A 15934-nucleotide genomic window follows, 5' to 3' on the forward strand; every position below is an offset into this window, starting at 1 on the left:
GTCGCCGGACCCCTGAACCGACAGCAAGGACCACACAATGAAGATCGGCATCCTGACGAGCGGCGGCGACTGCCCCGGGCTCAACGCGGTCATCCGCGGAGTCGTCCTCAAGGGGACGACGAACTACAACCTGGAGTTCGTCGGCATCCGCGACGGCTGGCGAGGTGTCGTCGACGCCGACTTCTTCCCCTTGACCAGGCACGAGGTGAAGGGCTTGTCGAAGGTCGGCGGCACCATCCTCGGCACGAGCCGCACGAACCCCTACGAGGGCCCCCGCGGCGGCGCCGAGAACATCGCCAAGACGCTCTACGGGCACCGCATCGACGGGATCATCGCGATCGGCGGAGAGGGCACCCTCGCGGCGGCCAATCGCCTCCAGAACGACGGCATCAACGTCCTCGGGGTGCCGAAGACGATCGACAACGACCTGCGCGCGACCGACTACTCGTTCGGTTTCGACACGGCCGTCAACATCGCCACGGAGGCGATGGACCGCCTGCGCACGACGGGCGACTCGCACCAGCGGTGCATGGTCGCCGAGGTCATGGGCCGGCACGTCGGCTGGATCGCTCTGCACGCCGGCATCGCGGCAGGCGCGCACGTCATCTGCATCCCCGAAGTGCCCCTGTCGATCGAGGAGATCGCGTCGCAGGTGACGAAGGCCTTCGACCGGGGCCGGGCGCCCCTCGTCGTCGTGTCCGAGGGGTTCACCGTCACGGGGATGGACGAGGCGTACAGCGACAAGGGCCTCGACGCCTTCAACCGTCCGCGCCTGGGCGGTATCGGCGAGGTCCTCGCCCCCGAGATCGAGCGCATCACGGGGATCGAGACACGCGCCACGGTGCTCGGCCACATCCAGCGCGGCGGTTCGCCTTCCGCGTTCGACCGCGTCCTGGCGACCCGGCTCGGCCTGCACGCGGCCGATGCGGTCGTCGACGGGGCGTGGGGTCAGATGGTGTCGCTGAAGGGCACCGACATCGTGCGCGTCCCCTTCGCCGAGGCGCTCGGCGAGCTCAACACGGTCCCGCAGTACCGCTACGACGAGGCCGCAGCGCTGTTCGGGTAGCGCATCGTCCGCCGCGGCGGCGTGGGAGCACTCAGGGGTGGCGCGTGTCGCATGTCGTCCCCCAGGCGCCCCATCGCTCGTAGCCGCGCATCAGCACGCGGTCGAGAGCCGCGCCTCGCGAGGATCAGGCGTCGGCGACGCCGAGGACGTCGAGGAGCCACGCGAGCTCGAACGCCCGCTCGCGCCACGCGTTGTACCGCCCGCTCACGCCGCCGTGGCCCGCGACCATCTCGCACTTGAGCAGCGCGTCGGCGCCCACCTCGCGCAGCCGAGCGACCCACTTGGCGGGTTCGACGTAGAGCACGCGCGTGTCGTTGAGCGAGGTCACGGCGAGGATCCGCGGGTAGGCGACATCCTCCCGCACGTTCTCGTAGGGCGAGTACGACTTCATGTACGCGTACACGTCGGCGTCGTGCAGGGGGTCGCCCCACTCGTCCCATTCGATGACGGTGAGGGGGAGCGAGGGGTCGAGGATCGTCGTGAGAGCGTCGACGAACGGCACGTCCGCGAGGATGCCGGCGAACAGCTCGGGCGCGAGGTTCGCGACGGCTCCCATGAGGAGCCCGCCTGCCGAGCCGCCTTCTGCGACCATGCGGTCGGCGCTCGTGTATCCGCGGTCGACGAGGTGCAGCGCGCTGTCGACGAAATCGGTGAAGGTGTTGCGCTTGCTGAGCAGCTTGCCGTCCTCGTACCACTGACGGCCGAGCTCGCCGCCGCCGCGGACGTGGGCGACGGCGAACACGACGCCGCGGTCGAGCTCCGACAGCCGAGGCACCGAGAAGCCGGGCTCGATCGAGTGCTCGTACGAGCCGTACCCGTACAGGTGCAGCGGCCGGGGCGCGGCTCCCGCGTCGCCGAACGAGCGCTTCCACACGAGCGAGATGGGCAGCTGCGTGCCGTCATGCGCCGTCGCCCACACGCGGGCCTGCGCATAGTCGTCGGGATCGTAGCCGCCGAGCACCGGCTGGCGCTTGCGCAGCAGGAGCTCCCCTGACGCGACGTCGTAGTCGTAGACCGTGCTCGGGGTCACGAACGAGCCGTAGCCCAGCCGCAGCAGCGGGGGCGCCCATTCGGGGTTGCCCGCGGTGCCCACCGAGTAGAGGGGCTCGTCGAAGCCGATCTCGCGCACGTCGTGCGTCGCGTAGTCCAGCATCCCGAGCCGTGCGAGGCCGCCGCGCCGATAGGCGACGACGCCCCAGTCGCGAAACGTCGACACGCCGAGGAGCCGCTCGCCTGCGCGGTGGGGGATCACGACGGTGCGGTCGCCCGCAGGGTCGGATGCCGCCACCCGCACGAGCTCGAAGTCGAGGGCGCCGTCGTTGTGCAGGAGGTACAGGACGTCCTCGCCGTCGACGACGGCGTGCTCCGACTCGTACTCGACGCCTTCGCGCCGCGGCCACACGACGCGAGGCTCCCTGCGCAGGTCGTCGGCGTCGATGAGCCACTCCTCGGACGTGATCGACGACCCGAGGCCGATCACGAGGTACCGGTCGCTGCGCGTGAAGCCCGCGCCCACCCAGTACCGTTCGTCGGGCTCGTGGAACAGCGTGACGTCGTCGGCGACGGGCGTGCCCAGCTCGTGCAGCCACACGGTGTCGGGACGCCACGCCTCGTCGACCGTCGGGTAGACGATGAACCGGCCGTCGGGCGAGAACGTCGCCCCGGCCCCTGTGCCGGGGATCTCGTCCGCGAGCTGCTCGCCCGACACGAGGTCGCGCACGCGCACGGTGTACCGTTCGTCGCCGGCGACGTCGACGCCGTAGAGCATCCTCGTGCCGTCGTTGGACACCTCGAAGCTGCCGAGCGAGAAGAACTCGTGGCCTTCGGCTTCGACGTTGCCGTCGAGCAGCACCTGCTCGCCGGGCACCTCGACGTCGGGGGAGAGCACGGGCGGAGTCCAGTCGTCGGCAGACGCGAGGGGCGCCCGGCACTGGATGCCGTACTGCTTGCCCTCGACGGTGCGCCCGTAGTACCACCACTGGCCGCGTCGCGTGGGCACCGAGAGGTCGGTCTCGAGCGTGCGGCCCTTGATCTCGCCGAAGATCTCGTCGCGCAGCCCCGCGAGGTGGGCCGTCCGCGCCTCCGTGTAGGCGTTCTCGGCCTCGAGATGCGCGATGACCGCGGCATCCTCCTTCGCGCGGAACCACTCGTAGGGATCCGTGACGTCGTCGCCGTGATGGGCCCTCACGACGGGGCGACGGTCGGCGACGGGAGGGAGGATTTCCGGAGGGACGGATGCCGCGGCGGCGGCGGAGCGATCGGTCACGGCTCCACGCTAGTCGCCCTCCGCGCAGGGGCCTCCGCTGCGGCCTCGATTGCGCGACAGGTGGATTACGGGATCCCCATCTGGTATGCGAGGATTTGTCGTGGCCGGGTTGCCGGAGCATGAATCCTCGGTGAACTGTTCGTTCGCAACGCCGATCTCTCGGCACCTCTCCCTCACCCCATCACGGAAAGCGAACGGTGGAAACCGCAGCCCTGATCGTCGTGCTGGTCATCGCACTGGCGCTGTTCTTCGACTTCACGAACGGGTTCCATGACACCGCCAACGCGATGGCGACGCCCATCGCGACGGGTGCCCTCAAGCCCAAGGTCGCGGTCCTGCTGGCGGCCGGGCTGAACCTCATCGGCGCGTTCCTGTCGACCGAGGTGTCGAAGACGATCTCGCACGGGATCATCCAGGAAGACCGGATCCAGCCCGTGGCGTTCCTGCCGATCATCTTCGCCGGGCTCATCGGCGCGATCACGTGGAACATGCTGACGTGGCTGCTCGGACTGCCGTCGAGCTCGTCGCACGCACTGTTCGGCGGGCTCATCGGGGCCACGATCGTGGGCGCGAGCGCCGCGGCGATCGACTTCGGCGTCGTCCTCAGCCGGGTCGTGCTGCCTGCCCTCATCGCCCCGTTCACGGCGGGAGTCATCGCCTTCGTCGTCACGAAGGTCGCCTACGCCGTGACGCGCAGATACGACGGCAGGCCGGACGGCCGCGACGGCTTCCGCTTCGGCCAGATCTTCACGTCGTCGCTCGTCGCGCTCGCCCACGGCACGAACGATGCGCAGAAGACGATGGGTGTCATCACGCTCGCGCTCATCATGGCGGGCTGGCAGAGCTCGGCGCAGGCGGACCCGCAGCTGTGGGTCGTGCTCGCCTGCGCCATCACGATCGCGCTGGGCACCTACACGGGCGGCTGGCGCATCATCCGCACGCTCGGCAAGGGTCTCACCGACGTCAAGCCCGCACAGGGGTTCTCCGCCGAGACCTCGACGGCATCGACGATCCTCGCCTCGAGCTTCTTCGGGTTCGCCCTGTCGACGACGCAGGTCGCCTCGGGATCGGTCATCGGCTCGGGTCTGGGCCGCCGTGGGTCGACGGTGCGCTGGCGCACGGTCGGCCGCATCGCGGTCGGATGGGTGCTGACTCTTCCCGCTGCGGGCGGGGTGGGGGCGCTCGCGGCCCTGCTGGTGGTGTGGCTCGGCACGTGGGGGATCCTGATCGACGCCGTCCTGGCTGTCGGCATCGTCGCGGCGATCTTCGTGCGCTCCCGCCGCAACGCGGTCTCGGCCCACAACGCGATGAGCGAGGTCGCAGACTCGGGCCTGGCCGTCAACGTCACGGAGAACCCCCCGCCGACCCGCCGCCAGAGCCGGCTCGCGCGTGAGCAGGAGCGCCGCCGCGCGGAGGCCGCGGCGCGCAGGGCCGCCGACGCGCATTCCAAGGCGCAGGCCAGGGCACGTGCCGACCAGAAGCGCGCCGACGAGGCCAAGCGCGCGGCCGAGCACGCCCGCCGCGCGGCCGACACCGGCGCTCCAGGCGATGCGAAGCGGACGGCGGCGGCGAAGGCCAAGGCCGACGCGAAGGTCCGCTCGGCCGACGCGCGCGCGGCCGAGGCGCAGCGCGACGCCGACGAGAAGGCGGTCGTCGCGGCGCGGGCCAAGCGCGCCGTCGAGGCCACCACTTCGGCCCTCTCGCTCGTCGACGTGGGCGCGCAGACGCGCAGGGCGACGGCCTCCGGCAGACCCGCCGATCCGAAGGCGACGGCCAAGCGCGCGGGGCAGACGCCCGACTCCGCCACGAAGGCGGATGCCGCGCGTGCGGCATCCGAGAAGGGGACGTCGAAGTGAACGTCGTCATCGAGTGGGATGCCTTCGTCCAGGTCTTCGTCGCCGCGATCATCGGCGCGTCGCTCGTGGTCGCCTTCTATGCGCTGGGCCTCAGGCTTCTCGTGCGCGCGGGCCGTTCGCCCGTCGTCACGCCGGCGGCGTTCACCGACGCGATCACGGTCATCTCCGACAAGGAGGCGCGGCGTGCGGCCAAGGCCTCGGCGAAGGCCGCGAAGAAGAGTCCGCTGACGGCCGGCCAGAAGCGCCTCTCGCTCACCGGCGCCTACGCCGCGTTCGGCGTGTGCACGCTCGCCGTGCTCGGCGGGCTGTACCTCATCGTCATCCACTGACGCCGCCGGAACCCCCTCGCGCCCGAGACCGCGGGCAGGCCGGCCGCGCCCGAGACCGCGGGCAGGCCGGCGAGGAGGACGGATGCCGCGGCTCTAGGCTGAGCGCATGGATGCCGCATCCTCGTCACCTGTGCAGTTCGGCCGGCACGCCCCCGCCCGGCGGACCATCGTCCACCTGAGCGATACGCACCTGCTCGCGGGCAATCCACCGCTCGGCGGCCGGTACGACACGGCGGCGAATCTCGCGCGGACCCTCGAAGCCGTCGAGGGTCTCGGCATCCGCCCCCATGCCATCGTCTTCACGGGCGACCTCACCGATCTCGGCGAGCCGGACGCCTATCGGGCGCTGAAGGATGCCGTGGACCCCGTCGCGGCTCGGCTCGGCGCACCCGTCGTCTGGTGCGCGGGAAACCATGACGAGCGCCCGGCGCTGCGCCGCGACCTGCTGGGCCTCGCGCCGACGGAGGAGCCCGTGACGGGCGTCTGGGACCTCGGCGGACTGCGGCTGATCGCGCTGGACTCGAGCGTGCCCGGCTGGCACCACGGAGACCTCGACGAAGGGCAGCTCGCCTGGCTGCGCGACCTGCTCTCGGCGCCCGCGCCGCTCGGGACGCTCCTGGCTCTGCATCATCCGCCGCTGCCGAGCCACATCCCGCTGTTCGACATCCTCGAGCTGCGCGACCAGGGGCGGCTGGCCGATGCCATCGCAGGCACCGACGTGCGAGGCGTCCTGGCGGGTCATCTGCACTACTCGACCAGCGGCACGTTCGCCGGCGTCCCCGTCAACGTCGCGGCGGCCACGTGCTACACGATGAACCTCGCGCGGCCGGCCGCCGCGGTCAACGGCATGGACGCGGGTCAGTCCTTCCACCTCGTGCACGTGTACGACGACACGATCACGCACTCGGTCGTCCCCGTCGTCGAGGTCGACACGGGCGGCTTCTTCACGCAGGAGTGGGTCGACCGGATGGCGAGGCTGACCCCCGAGGAGCGGCTGCTGTCGTTCTCGCGCAAGCGCTGACACCTCGGTCGCGCCATGGCGGCGAGGGCCGACGAGCGCGATGTACGCCGTGTACATGGGCCGTGCGGGGCGGCGTGACTAGGCTCGAGACATCCCTTTCACACCGCCGTGAACGACCCACGAGGACTGCACACCATGGCTGAGGACGCGACGACGCGCACCCGGATCGAGACCGACTCCCTGGGATCCATGGAGATCCCCGCCGACGCGTACTGGGGGATCCACACCGCGAGAGCGCTGGAGAACTTCCCGGTCTCGCGCCGCCCGATCTCCGTCTACGCAGACCTCGTGCGTGCCCTCGCGATGGTCAAGCAGGCCTCCGCGCGCGCGAACAGGGAGATCGGCGTCCTGAGCGCGCACAAGGCGGATCTCATCGACCGCGCCGCGCAGCTGGTCATCGACGGGCGCTTCCACGACCAGTTCGTCGTGGGCGTCATCCAGGGCGGGGCCGGGACCTCGACCAACATGAACGCGAACGAGGTCATCACCAACATCGCGCTCGAGCTCGCCGGCCGGGACAAGGGCGACTACGCGTTCCTGTCGCCGATCGACGACACGAACCGCAGCCAGTCGACGAACGACGTCTACCCGACGGCGGTCAAGATCGGGCTCGGACTCGACCTGCGCACGCTCCTCGAAGAGCTCGACCTGCTCCGGCACTCGTTCCTCACGAAGGCGGTGGAGTTCCACGACGTCCTCAAGATCGGGCGGACGCAGCTGCAGGATGCCGTCCCCATGACGCTCGGGCAGGAGTTCCACGGCTTCGCCACGACGCTCGGCTACGACCATCAGCGCCTGAGCGAGAACGCCGCGCTGCTGTACGAGATCAACATGGGGGCCACGGCGATCGGCACGGGCATCACGACGCACGCCGCCTACGCGTCGGCCGTGCTGCGGCACCTGCGTGAGATCTCGGGGCTGGACCTGGCGACCGCGGAGGACCTGGTCGAGTCCACGAGCGACACGGGATCGTTCATGTCGTTCTCCTCGTCGCTCAAGCGCAACGCGATCAAGCTCTCGAAGATCTGCAACGACCTGCGCCTGCTGTCGTCCGGTCCGCAGGCGGGGCTCGGCGAGATCAACCTGCCAGCGCGCCAGGCGGGCTCGAGCATCATGCCCGGAAAGGTCAACCCCGTCATCCCCGAGGTCGTCAACCAGGTCGCGTTCGCCGTCGCCGGCGCCGACCTCACCGTGACGATGGCCGTCGAGGGCGGCCAGCTGCAGCTCAACGCGTTCGAGCCCGTGATCGCACACTCGATCTTCCAGTCGATCACCTGGATGCGCCGTGCGATGCGGACGCTGCGCGTCAACTGCGTCGACGGCATCACGGCGAACCGCGAGCGGCTCGGCGCGATGGTCGGATCGAGCGTCGGCGTCATCACGGCGCTCACGCCCTTCATCGGCTACGCGGCGGCCGCGGCCCTCGCCAAGACCGCGCTGCTGACGGGCCACAGCGTCGCGGACCTCGTGGTCGACGCGGGGCTCATGTCGCGCGACGAGGTCGCGAAGCAGCTCTCGCCGGCTCGCCTGTCAGGGCTCGAGGCGGTGACCGCCGCGATCCCCGTCGTCCGACCGGCGGAGAACGTCGTCCCGGGCAAGTGAGGCGTCTGCCGATCGCACGGCGTTTGCCTCGCATGTCCGGGTGCGGGTAGCGTTCGAGCACAGGCCGACGAGAGGACTTCCCGTGACCGATCCGCAGAACCCCGACGCGCAGCAGCCGCCCGCGTACACGCCGCCCCCCGCCGAGGTGCCGCCCGCGTACGACCCGGCTGCGCAGCCCCCCGCCTACGGCGGTCAGCCCCCCGCGTACGGGGCGCAGCCTCCCGCCTACGGCGCCCAGGCCCCCGGCTACGGCTACGGTGCCCAGCAGCCGTATGCCGCCGCACCGCCCGCGCCGTACGGCGCGCCCGTGCAGCCCACCGTGCCCGGCCGGACGATGGGCATCGTCGCGTTCATCCTGTCGTTCTTCGCGCAGCTCATCGCGCTGATCCTCGGCATCATCGCCCTCGTGCAGAGCCGCAAGGCGGGCGCCAAGAACGGCTTCGCGCTCGCGGCGATCATCATCAGCTCCGTGCTCATGGTGGTCGGCATCATCATCGGCATCGTGCTCCTGAGCTACTTCGGCAACCTCGCCAACGAGGTCGTCGTGAACTGCGGTCCCGGCGGATCGGGGTTCGTGGAGATCTGGGGTCAGCTGGTGCCGTGCGATCAGATCGAGAGCCCGCGCCGGTAGCCCTCCACGGCGGCGGCCGCGCTCCTGCGCGCCGCCGCCGTTCACATGCGCGCGGGCACATGCTCGGCCGACGCGCTGCTCAGCCGACCCCGGTGCACGGTCGACTCGTGCTCAGCCGACCCGTGCTCACCCGACCCCGTGCACGGTCGGCTCCGCGGCTCAGCCGATGATGCGACAGTGCGTCGTGAGCGCGCCGATCCCGTCGATCCCGACGGTCACGGTCGAACGGTCGCGCAGGAAGATCTGCGGGTCGCGCGAATAGCCCGCGCCTCCGGGGCTCCCCGTCGAGATGAGGGTGCCCGGGAGCAGCGTCGCCGACCGCGACACCTGCGAGATGAGGGTCGCGACCGACCGCACCATCTGCGCCGTCGACGCGTCCTGCAGCAGGTGCCCGTCCAGGATCGTCCAGATGTGCAGCTGCTGAGGGTCGGGGATCTCGTCCGCCGTCACGACGAAGGGACCCGTCGGGGTGAAGCCGTCGAACGACTTGCACCGCGACCACTGGGCCTCCGAGTACTGGATGTCGCGCGCCGTGATGTCGTTGACGACCGTATAGCCCCACACGTGCCTCAGCGCGTCCTCCACGGCGACGTCCTTCGCGGGCGTTCCGATGATGACGCCCAGCTCGGCCTCGTAGTCGATCGCCTCGCTCAGCGAGCGCCGCCACGTCGTCGTCCCCTCGTGGCCGGTCAGGGAGTTCGGCCACAGCCCGAACACGGTCGGCGTGGAGTCGGTCTTGAGGCCGAGCTCGCTCGAGTGCGCCGCGTAGTTGAGCCCGATCGCGAGAATGGCGGGCGGTGTCAGGACGACGGACGCGAACCGCACCTCCGGGAGCGGATGCCGCGGCCCCCCGCCCCGCGGTGCCGCCCGCACGCGGGCGAGCAGATCGTCGCCCCCTGCGATGAGCTCCTCCAGGAACCGCGGCGCTCCCGGGAAGAGCGACTCGACGAGGATGGCCTCCTCGTTCTCGACCACTGCCAGCCTGGGCTCGTCCGCCCCGGGCGGGATCACGTGGGCGAAGCGCATCTGTCCAGGCTAGTCGTCCGTCTCGCGTCGGGGCGCGGCGATGTGCGCGGCCCCTAGGCTGTCGTCATGTCGACCGGACCCTGGCCGCCCGCAGACCCGCAGCCGGGGTTCTCGTCGCCTCTCGCGCAGTCGCCGCTGACACCGCCGGAACCGGTCGCGCCCGCGCCCGTCTCTCCTGCTGCTCTGCCGGCGCTCTCGCGGAAGGGACGATCCGCGCCGATCTGGATCTTCGGCGTGCTCGTGTTCGCGCTGATCGCCCTCGTCGGCTACTTCCTGAACGCACTCGGGCCGTCGGCATCCGTCGTCGGCGCTCTTCTCGCGCTCGTCCCTCTCGCCGGGGTCCTGCTCGCCGTGCGGATCGTCGACAGGTGGGAGCCCGAGCCGCGCGGCCTGCTCGTCCTCGCCGCGGCGTGGGGCGCGATCGCCGCGATCGGGATCGCGCTCGGCGTCGACCTGCTCGTGACGATCGCGACGGGCGGCGACGCGTCGACCCGCGAGGTGTTCTCGTCGGTCGTGCAGGCGCCCCTCGTCGAGGAGTTCGCGAAGGGGCTCGGGGTCTTCCTGATCTTCGCGTCGGCGCGGCGCGCGTTCGACGGGCCGGTCGACGGCATCGTCTACGGCGCGCTCGTGGGGGCGGGGTTCGCCTTCACCGAGAACATCCAGTACTTCGCGATCAGCCTCATCGAGGGCGGCGTCGCCGACGTCTCGCAGACGTTCTTCCTGCGCGGCATCCTCTCGCCCTTCGCGCACGTCATGTTCACCTCGATCACGGGCTTCGCCGTCGGGCTGGCGGCGCGCCGCGGCGCGACGACGCGGCAGGCGGTGGGGCCGTGGGTCGTCGGGATGCTCGGCGCCGCGGCGCTGCACGCGTTCTGGAACGGCTCCGCCGTCTTCACGGACTTCTTCCGGCTCTACGTGACGGCGCAGGTGCCGCTGTTCCTGCTCTTCGTCTTCGGGATCGTCGCGCTGCGGCGCGAGGAGTCGCGCCTCACGCGGGCTCGGCTGGCCGAGTACGCCGACGCGGGGTGGTTCACGCCGCAGGAGGTCGACATGCTCGCGACGGGCGCGGGGCGCAGGGCCGCCCTCGCGTGGGCACGGACGCTCCGGGGCGACAGGACGGCCGTGATGAAGAGGTTCATCGCGGACGCGACGGCCCTCGCGATGGCGAGGCAGCGGGCGCTCACGGGCAGGGATGCCGCAACCGCGCAGGACGAGCGGACCCTGCTCGAGCGCACGAGCGCCGCGCGCGCGGCGCTGTTCGCGCCATAGGCACGGGTGCCCACATCAGAACTCAGCGCTCGGTGCCGCGGCGATGCCTGCGTGTCAACCGAGCGCTGAGCTGATCTGCCTCCAGCGTGCCAAAGCCGCGCAGAGCCCGTCAAGACCTCTTCTTCGACGGCGGATGCCGCCACGCGCGCGTGACGGCGGTCATGTCGCGGCTGAAGCCTGCGCCCACCATCATGCCGATCGCGATCGCGACGAGCGATACGAAGGTCTGCACGACCGTGTCGAGCGCCCCCGCAGCCCCGGCGGCGACCTCCGTGATCCCGATGAACCCGAGCGCTCCGGGGACGAGCAGCCAGTACGCGCACGTCAGCATGACGGCGCTCGGAGGAGCCGTGCGGATGCGTCGCACGAGATGGACCGCGGGGACGACGGCGGCCGCTCCGACGAAGCCCGACAGCTCCGCGCCCAGCAGGGCGTTGCCGGCGAGCTGAGCCGCGTAGGCGACGACGAGGGCGGACAGGATCCAGGGGATCGCCCCGCGCGGTGCGACCGAGAACAGCGCGAACCCGGCGCTCGTGAGGACGATGCCGACCCACGGCGCCCACCAGCCGAGGGTGTCCGGCGTGGCGGCCGGGACATGGATGCCCACGACCGTGATCGCCCCGAAGACCCCGAAGGCGAGCAGGCCCAGCTGCGCGACGCCGTAGACCATGCGGCTGGCGCCGGCGATGACCTGGCTGCTCGTGAGCTCGACGGCTGCGACCGTCAGGGTGAGCCCCGGAAGGAAGCTCACGAGCGCAGGGGCGACGAGCCGCAGAGGATCGTCGTCGACGAACGGCACGACCAGCCACGCCGTGAGCGAGGTCACGGCGAACGCCGTGAAGACGGGCAGCAGCAGCGACAGCGTCGCGACCCTCGCCCCGAACACGACGATCGCGCCGACGATCGCGCCCAGCACGACGTAGACGGGCAGCGCCGTCGCCGTGGGGTTGAGCACCATCCCGAACCCGAGCGTCAGGATCGTGTGCCCGAGGATCGTGACCGCCACGGGGAACCGCGGGGGAGCGGCGCGGATGCGTGCGGCCTCCGCCACGACGTCGCGCGGCGGCATCCGCGTGTCGACGGCTCTCCCGATGAGGCGCTCGATGCCGCCCGCCTGGTCCAGTCGCAGGCTCGTCCCCTCGGCGGGGAAGATCGCGGTGTGGGCGGGCGTCGTCGAGGGGTCCTCGACGAGGACGAGCGTCGGGAGGACGAACGTGCGCAGATCGGGCCTGTCGTAGGCGCGCGAGAGCTGGTGCAGCGTGTCCTCGACGTCGTTCGTCGCCTGCGTCGATGCGAGCATCGACGTGCCCACCGCGCCCAGCATCTCCGGAACCCCGGCCGTGTCGGGATCGGGTCGGGGCGCAGGCTCCGACCGGCGGCGCAGGGCGCCGACGGCGGCGCGCACACGATCGAGGAGACCCGTCATGCGCCCCATCCCACCATCTGCGGACGACTCGCGACAGTGCCGCTCGCGTTGACCCGATCGACCGCCTCGGGTTGGATGGAGTCATGACTGACGACCGCACCAAGCCCGACATCGACGCTCCCGAGGGTCCTGCACCCTCCGAGCTCGTCATCCGCGACCTCATCGTGGGCGACGGCGCCGAGGCGAAGCCCGGAGACACCGTGACCGTTCACTACGCGGGTGTCGAGTACGAATCCGGCGAGGAGTTCGACTCCTCGTGGAACCGGGGCGAGAGCATCCAGTTCCCCCTGCGCGGCCTCATCCAGGGATGGCAGGACGGCATCCCGGGCATGAAGGTCGGGGGTCGTCGCGAGCTCGTGATCCCTCCGCACCTCGCCTACGGACCCGCGGGAGGACACTTCCTCGGGGGCAAGACGCTCATCTTCGTGATCGACCTCATCGCGGTCGGCTGACCGCGATGCCTTGGCTCGGGGTCGTCTGTACCGTCGGGCTCGGGTGTCCTCTGGTTCCGCGCGGTCGTCACGACCGCGCGGCTTCGTGATCGACCTCATCGCGGTCGGCTGACCGCGGCTTCGTGATCGACCTCATCGCGGTCGGCTGACCGCTCCCCGCACGACGACGGATGCCGCGGCCCTCGGGTCGCGGCATCCGTCTTCTCTCGACCGATCTCACAGGACGTGAAGAAATCCAGGGGAACCGGGAATACATGCGTGTGAATGCAACTTGTCCCGTGTCAGACTCGCCGCGCTGTGCGGCGCCATCCCACCAAGGAGAGACATGACCGACACGACGATCGACGTTCCCGGCTACCGTGCGGGCACCTGGGTGCTCGACCCCTCGCACAGCGAGGTCGGCTTCAGCGTGCGCCACATGATGATCTCGAAGGTGCGCGGCGCCTTCGGCATCAAGAGCGCCACCCTCATCGCGCCCGAGAACCCGCTCGAGGCGAAGGTCGAGGCGTTCGTCGACGCGTCCTCCCTCTCGACGAAGGACGACGGCCGCGACGCCCACCTGCGCTCCGCCGACTTCTTCGACGTCGAGAACCACCCCTCGATCGAGTTCGTCTCGACCGGCGTGCGCATCGAGGACGGCGACTTCCTCGTCGACGGCGACCTGACGATCCGCGGCATCACGAAGCCCGTCACGTTCGAGTTCGACTTCGGCGGCTTCGGAGCCGACCCGTGGGGCAGCTACAAGGCCGGCGCGACCGCCAAGACGGTCATCAACCGCGAGGACTTCGGTCTCACGTGGAACGCCGCCCTCGAGACGGGCGGCGTGCTCGTCGGCAAGGACGTCACGATCACGCTCGACCTGCAGGGCGCGCTCCAGCAGGACTGACGCGACGAGAGGGGCGGATGCCGCAGCCCGCGCGAGAGCGCAGGGCTCGGCATCCGCCCCTTCGTCGTCCTAGGGCTCGGGATGCAGCGCGTCGTACGCGCGGAAGCGCGGACTCAGCCGCACGAGGAACGCGACGAGGCCGACGATGACGAAGCCGCCCAGCAGCGGGGGGAACCACAGCGCCGTGAAGGTCGCGAGCGTCCCGGCGTAGAACGCGCCGACGCGGGGACCGCCCGCGACGACGACGATGAACAGTCCCTGCAGGCGGCCGCGGACCGAATCGGGCACGGCTGCGAGCACCATCGTGTTGCGGAAGATCGAGCTGACGTTGTCGGCCGCGCCCGCCAGAGCGAGCGCGATCATCGCGAGGACGAGAACGACGACGTTGGCGTGGTCGACGTCGACGACATCCGGTGCGAACCATCCCAGCGCGCCGGCGCCGAGCGCGACGCCGAACAGGGCGATCGCCCCGCCGTACACGAGGATGGCGCGCTCGATGCCGAGCCCCTGACGCCGGACGCGCCCGACAGGCCCCGAGAAGACGCTCGAGACGAAGGCGCCCGCCGCGATGGAGGCCGTGAGCAGGCCCGTCGTGATGGGGCCGCCGCCGAGGAGGACCGCGCCGATCGCCGGGAACAGCGCGATGGGCTGGCCGAACGTCATGGCGACGATGTCGAGCAGGAACTGCAGGCGGATGTTCGACCCGCGCGTGAGGAACCGCCACCCGTCCCGGAGCGACTCGAGCCCGGGCCGGACGATCTCGCCCTCCGGATGGATCGCCGGCAGCGTCCACAGGCCGAGGAAGAGCGACGTCATGAGCACGACGTCGATCGAGTACGTCCACGCGTACCCCGCGAAGGCCACCAGCACGCCCGCGAGCGCGGGGCCGGCCATGACCATGATCCCGACCGTGATGCCGTTGAGCGCAGATGCCGCCGGAAGGAGCTCTCGAGGCACGAGCCGGGGAACGATCGACTGGCGCGCCGCCATGACGATGGAGTTCGCGGACGAGTTGACGACGCTCAGGACGTACAGCCACCACACCGTCTCGAACTGCCCCCACGCGAGCACGGCGAGCAGCAGAGTGGACGCGAAGGTGACCGATGCCGCGATGAGGGCGACGCGGCGCCGATCGAAGGCATCAGCGAGCATTCCGCCGTAGAGTCCCGCAAGGATCATGGGGACCAGCCCCGCGACGGCGATCATCGCGACGGCGAACGTGGATCCCGTCAGCTCGTACATGTGCAGCATGACGGCCACGATCGTCAGCTGGCCGCCGAGTCCCGCGAGGGTCGATCCGATCCACATGCGCGCGAAGGCGGGGCTCGCGGCGAACGGACGCAGGTCGATGAAGTGGTCGCGGCGCAGTCGCGGCATCCGTGTCGGCGCTCTGCGCGCCGTCACTCGTCGACCTCGACGCGCTTGATGCGGGACGCGTGGCCGCGGACGATCTCGACGCGGCTCGGCGCGACGCCGAAGTGCGCGGCGAGGGCCTTCACGAGCCCCTCGTTGGCGGCGCCGTCGACGGCGCGCTCGCGAACGTGCACCGTCAGGCCGTCGGCGGATGCCTCCACGAGCGGGCCCTTGCGGCTTCCAGGTCTGACGCGAACGGTGTACTGCACCCGTCGAGGCTACCGGGCACCCGGATGACTCATGCCTCGGCGGCGACGCGCCGGCGAGGCCGGGGCGCCCGCCTCATGGGGGATTCGCGGGGGCGTCGCTCCCGCTGGTAGACTCTTCAGGTTGCCGTTCGATCGGCCGCGGATAAAGAGAGCCCACGCATCAGGCGTCGGGCGCCGCGCAACGAAGAGAGAGGGGATCACCTATGGCACTGGATGCAGAGGTCAAGAAGGCGATCATCGAAGAGTACGCGACGCACCCCGGTGACACCGGATCCCCCGAGGTGCAGGTCGCGATGCTGACGCAGCGCATCAAGGACCTGACCGAGCACCTCAAGGAGCACAAGCACGACCACCATTCGCGTCGTGGGCTGTTCCTGCTCGTCGGTCAGCGCCGTCGTCTGCTCGGCTACCTCCAGGACATCGACATCGAGCGCTACCGCTCGCTGATCGAGCGTCTCGGACTCCGCCGCTAAGCGACTCAG

The 15934-nt window shown here is 70.7% G+C and carries 14 protein-coding genes and 1 pseudogene; 10 read left to right on the forward strand and 5 right to left on the reverse strand.

The window, feature by feature from the left end; translation table 11 throughout:
• The first annotated feature begins 37 nt into the window (after positions 1 to 37).
• On the forward strand, positions 38 to 1066 hold the full coding sequence (locus tag FHS08_RS12025) for a 6-phosphofructokinase (RefSeq protein ID WP_167039263.1): 1029 nt from the start codon (positions 38 to 40) through the stop codon (positions 1064 to 1066).
• Between the two features lie 124 nt (positions 1067 to 1190).
• On the opposite strand, the gene FHS08_RS12030 is transcribed toward FHS08_RS12025, so the two are convergent.
• A complete protein-coding gene (locus tag FHS08_RS12030; protein ID WP_341800394.1) occupies positions 1191 to 3332 on the reverse strand; it encodes a S9 family peptidase in 2142 nt (713 codons plus the stop codon).
• Between the two features lie 197 nt (positions 3333 to 3529).
• On the opposite strand from FHS08_RS12030, the pseudogene FHS08_RS12035 reads away from it, so the two are divergent.
• The 5 genes and pseudogenes from FHS08_RS12035 to FHS08_RS12055 all read left to right on the forward strand — a co-directional run.
• A pseudogene (locus tag FHS08_RS12035) lies at positions 3530 to 4723 on the forward strand (inorganic phosphate transporter); the annotation flags it as partial.
• A 461-nt stretch (positions 4724 to 5184) separates the two neighbouring features.
• Positions 5185 to 5517, forward strand: coding sequence for a peptidase (locus FHS08_RS12040; protein WP_167039265.1), 333 nt, complete (start codon positions 5185 to 5187; stop codon positions 5515 to 5517).
• Between the two features lie 106 nt (positions 5518 to 5623).
• On the forward strand, positions 5624 to 6538 hold the full coding sequence (locus FHS08_RS12045; RefSeq protein WP_167039267.1) for a phosphodiesterase: 915 nt from the start codon (positions 5624 to 5626) through the stop codon (positions 6536 to 6538).
• Positions 6539 to 6673: 135 nt separating this feature from the next.
• Positions 6674 to 8140 (forward strand): aspartate ammonia-lyase, encoded by a 1467-nt coding sequence (locus FHS08_RS12050; RefSeq protein WP_167039269.1) that lies wholly within the window; start codon positions 6674 to 6676, stop codon positions 8138 to 8140.
• Positions 8141 to 8222: 82 nt separating this feature from the next.
• Positions 8223 to 8771, forward strand: coding sequence for a DUF4190 domain-containing protein (locus FHS08_RS12055; protein WP_167039271.1), 549 nt, complete (start codon positions 8223 to 8225; stop codon positions 8769 to 8771).
• A 159-nt stretch (positions 8772 to 8930) separates the two neighbouring features.
• Here the strand turns inward: FHS08_RS12055 and FHS08_RS12060 are convergent, their stop codons facing one another.
• Positions 8931 to 9797, reverse strand: coding sequence for a fumarylacetoacetate hydrolase family protein (locus tag FHS08_RS12060; protein WP_167039273.1), 867 nt, complete (start codon positions 9795 to 9797; stop codon positions 8931 to 8933).
• Positions 9798 to 9863: 66 nt separating this feature from the next.
• Between FHS08_RS12060 and FHS08_RS12065 the strand changes: the two genes are divergently transcribed.
• Positions 9864 to 11066: a PrsW family intramembrane metalloprotease gene (locus tag FHS08_RS12065; RefSeq protein WP_167039275.1), complete on the forward strand. Its 1203-nt coding sequence runs from the start codon at positions 9864 to 9866 to the stop codon at positions 11064 to 11066.
• A gap of 109 nt (positions 11067 to 11175) precedes the next feature.
• On the opposite strand, the gene FHS08_RS12070 is transcribed toward FHS08_RS12065, so the two are convergent.
• The gene (locus FHS08_RS12070) at positions 11176 to 12492 is read right to left on the reverse strand and encodes a threonine/serine exporter family protein (protein WP_167039277.1); all 1317 of its coding nucleotides are present in this window, start codon (positions 12490 to 12492) and stop codon (positions 11176 to 11178) included.
• Positions 12493 to 12575: 83 nt separating this feature from the next.
• Here FHS08_RS12070 and FHS08_RS12075 point away from each other — a divergent pair, with 83 nt between their 5' ends.
• Both FHS08_RS12075 and FHS08_RS12080 read left to right on the forward strand, forming a co-directional pair.
• Positions 12576 to 12944 (forward strand): FKBP-type peptidyl-prolyl cis-trans isomerase, encoded by a 369-nt coding sequence (locus FHS08_RS12075; RefSeq protein ID WP_167039279.1) that lies wholly within the window; start codon positions 12576 to 12578, stop codon positions 12942 to 12944.
• Between the two features lie 325 nt (positions 12945 to 13269).
• Positions 13270 to 13830: a YceI family protein gene (locus FHS08_RS12080; RefSeq protein WP_167039281.1), complete on the forward strand. Its 561-nt coding sequence runs from the start codon at positions 13270 to 13272 to the stop codon at positions 13828 to 13830.
• A 69-nt stretch (positions 13831 to 13899) separates the two neighbouring features.
• On the opposite strand, the gene FHS08_RS12085 is transcribed toward FHS08_RS12080, so the two are convergent.
• Positions 13900 to 15207, reverse strand: a complete 1308-nt coding sequence (locus FHS08_RS12085) for an MFS transporter (RefSeq protein ID WP_167039283.1) — start codon at positions 15205 to 15207, stop codon at positions 13900 to 13902.
• A gap of 23 nt (positions 15208 to 15230) precedes the next feature.
• Positions 15231 to 15452: a DUF167 family protein gene (locus FHS08_RS12090; protein ID WP_167039285.1), complete on the reverse strand. Its 222-nt coding sequence runs from the start codon at positions 15450 to 15452 to the stop codon at positions 15231 to 15233.
• Positions 15453 to 15655: 203 nt separating this feature from the next.
• Between FHS08_RS12090 and rpsO the strand changes: the two genes are divergently transcribed.
• Positions 15656 to 15925, forward strand: a complete 270-nt coding sequence (rpsO, locus tag FHS08_RS12095; RefSeq protein ID WP_167039287.1) for a 30S ribosomal protein S15 — start codon at positions 15656 to 15658, stop codon at positions 15923 to 15925.
• The last annotated feature ends 9 nt before the right edge of the window (positions 15926 to 15934 follow it).

Source organism: Microbacterium ulmi (assembly GCF_011759705.1).
GTDB classification, from domain to species: domain Bacteria; phylum Actinomycetota; class Actinomycetes; order Actinomycetales; family Microbacteriaceae; genus Microbacterium; species Microbacterium ulmi.

Bases quoted from the DNA above. Each gene is read 5' to 3' on its own strand.
- FHS08_RS12025 (WP_167039263.1), top strand. From the start codon at position 38: ATGAAGATCGGCATCCTGACGAGCGGCGGCGACTGCCCCGGGCTCAAC.
- FHS08_RS12045 (WP_167039267.1), top strand. From the start codon at position 5,624: ATGGATGCCGCATCCTCGTCACCTGTGCAGTTCGGCCGGCACGCCCCC.
- FHS08_RS12050 (WP_167039269.1), top strand. From the start codon at position 6,674: ATGGCTGAGGACGCGACGACGCGCACCCGGATCGAGACCGACTCCCTG.
- FHS08_RS12060 (WP_167039273.1), bottom strand. From the start codon at position 9,797: ATGCGCTTCGCCCACGTGATCCCGCCCGGGGCGGACGAGCCCAGGCTG.
- FHS08_RS12065 (WP_167039275.1), top strand. From the start codon at position 9,864: ATGTCGACCGGACCCTGGCCGCCCGCAGACCCGCAGCCGGGGTTCTCG.
- FHS08_RS12070 (WP_167039277.1), bottom strand. From the start codon at position 12,492: ATGACGGGTCTCCTCGATCGTGTGCGCGCCGCCGTCGGCGCCCTGCGC.
- FHS08_RS12075 (WP_167039279.1), top strand. From the start codon at position 12,576: ATGACTGACGACCGCACCAAGCCCGACATCGACGCTCCCGAGGGTCCT.
- FHS08_RS12080 (WP_167039281.1), top strand. From the start codon at position 13,270: ATGACCGACACGACGATCGACGTTCCCGGCTACCGTGCGGGCACCTGG.
- FHS08_RS12085 (WP_167039283.1), bottom strand. From the start codon at position 15,207: ATGCCGCGACTGCGCCGCGACCACTTCATCGACCTGCGTCCGTTCGCC.
- rpsO (WP_167039287.1), top strand. From the start codon at position 15,656: ATGGCACTGGATGCAGAGGTCAAGAAGGCGATCATCGAAGAGTACGCG.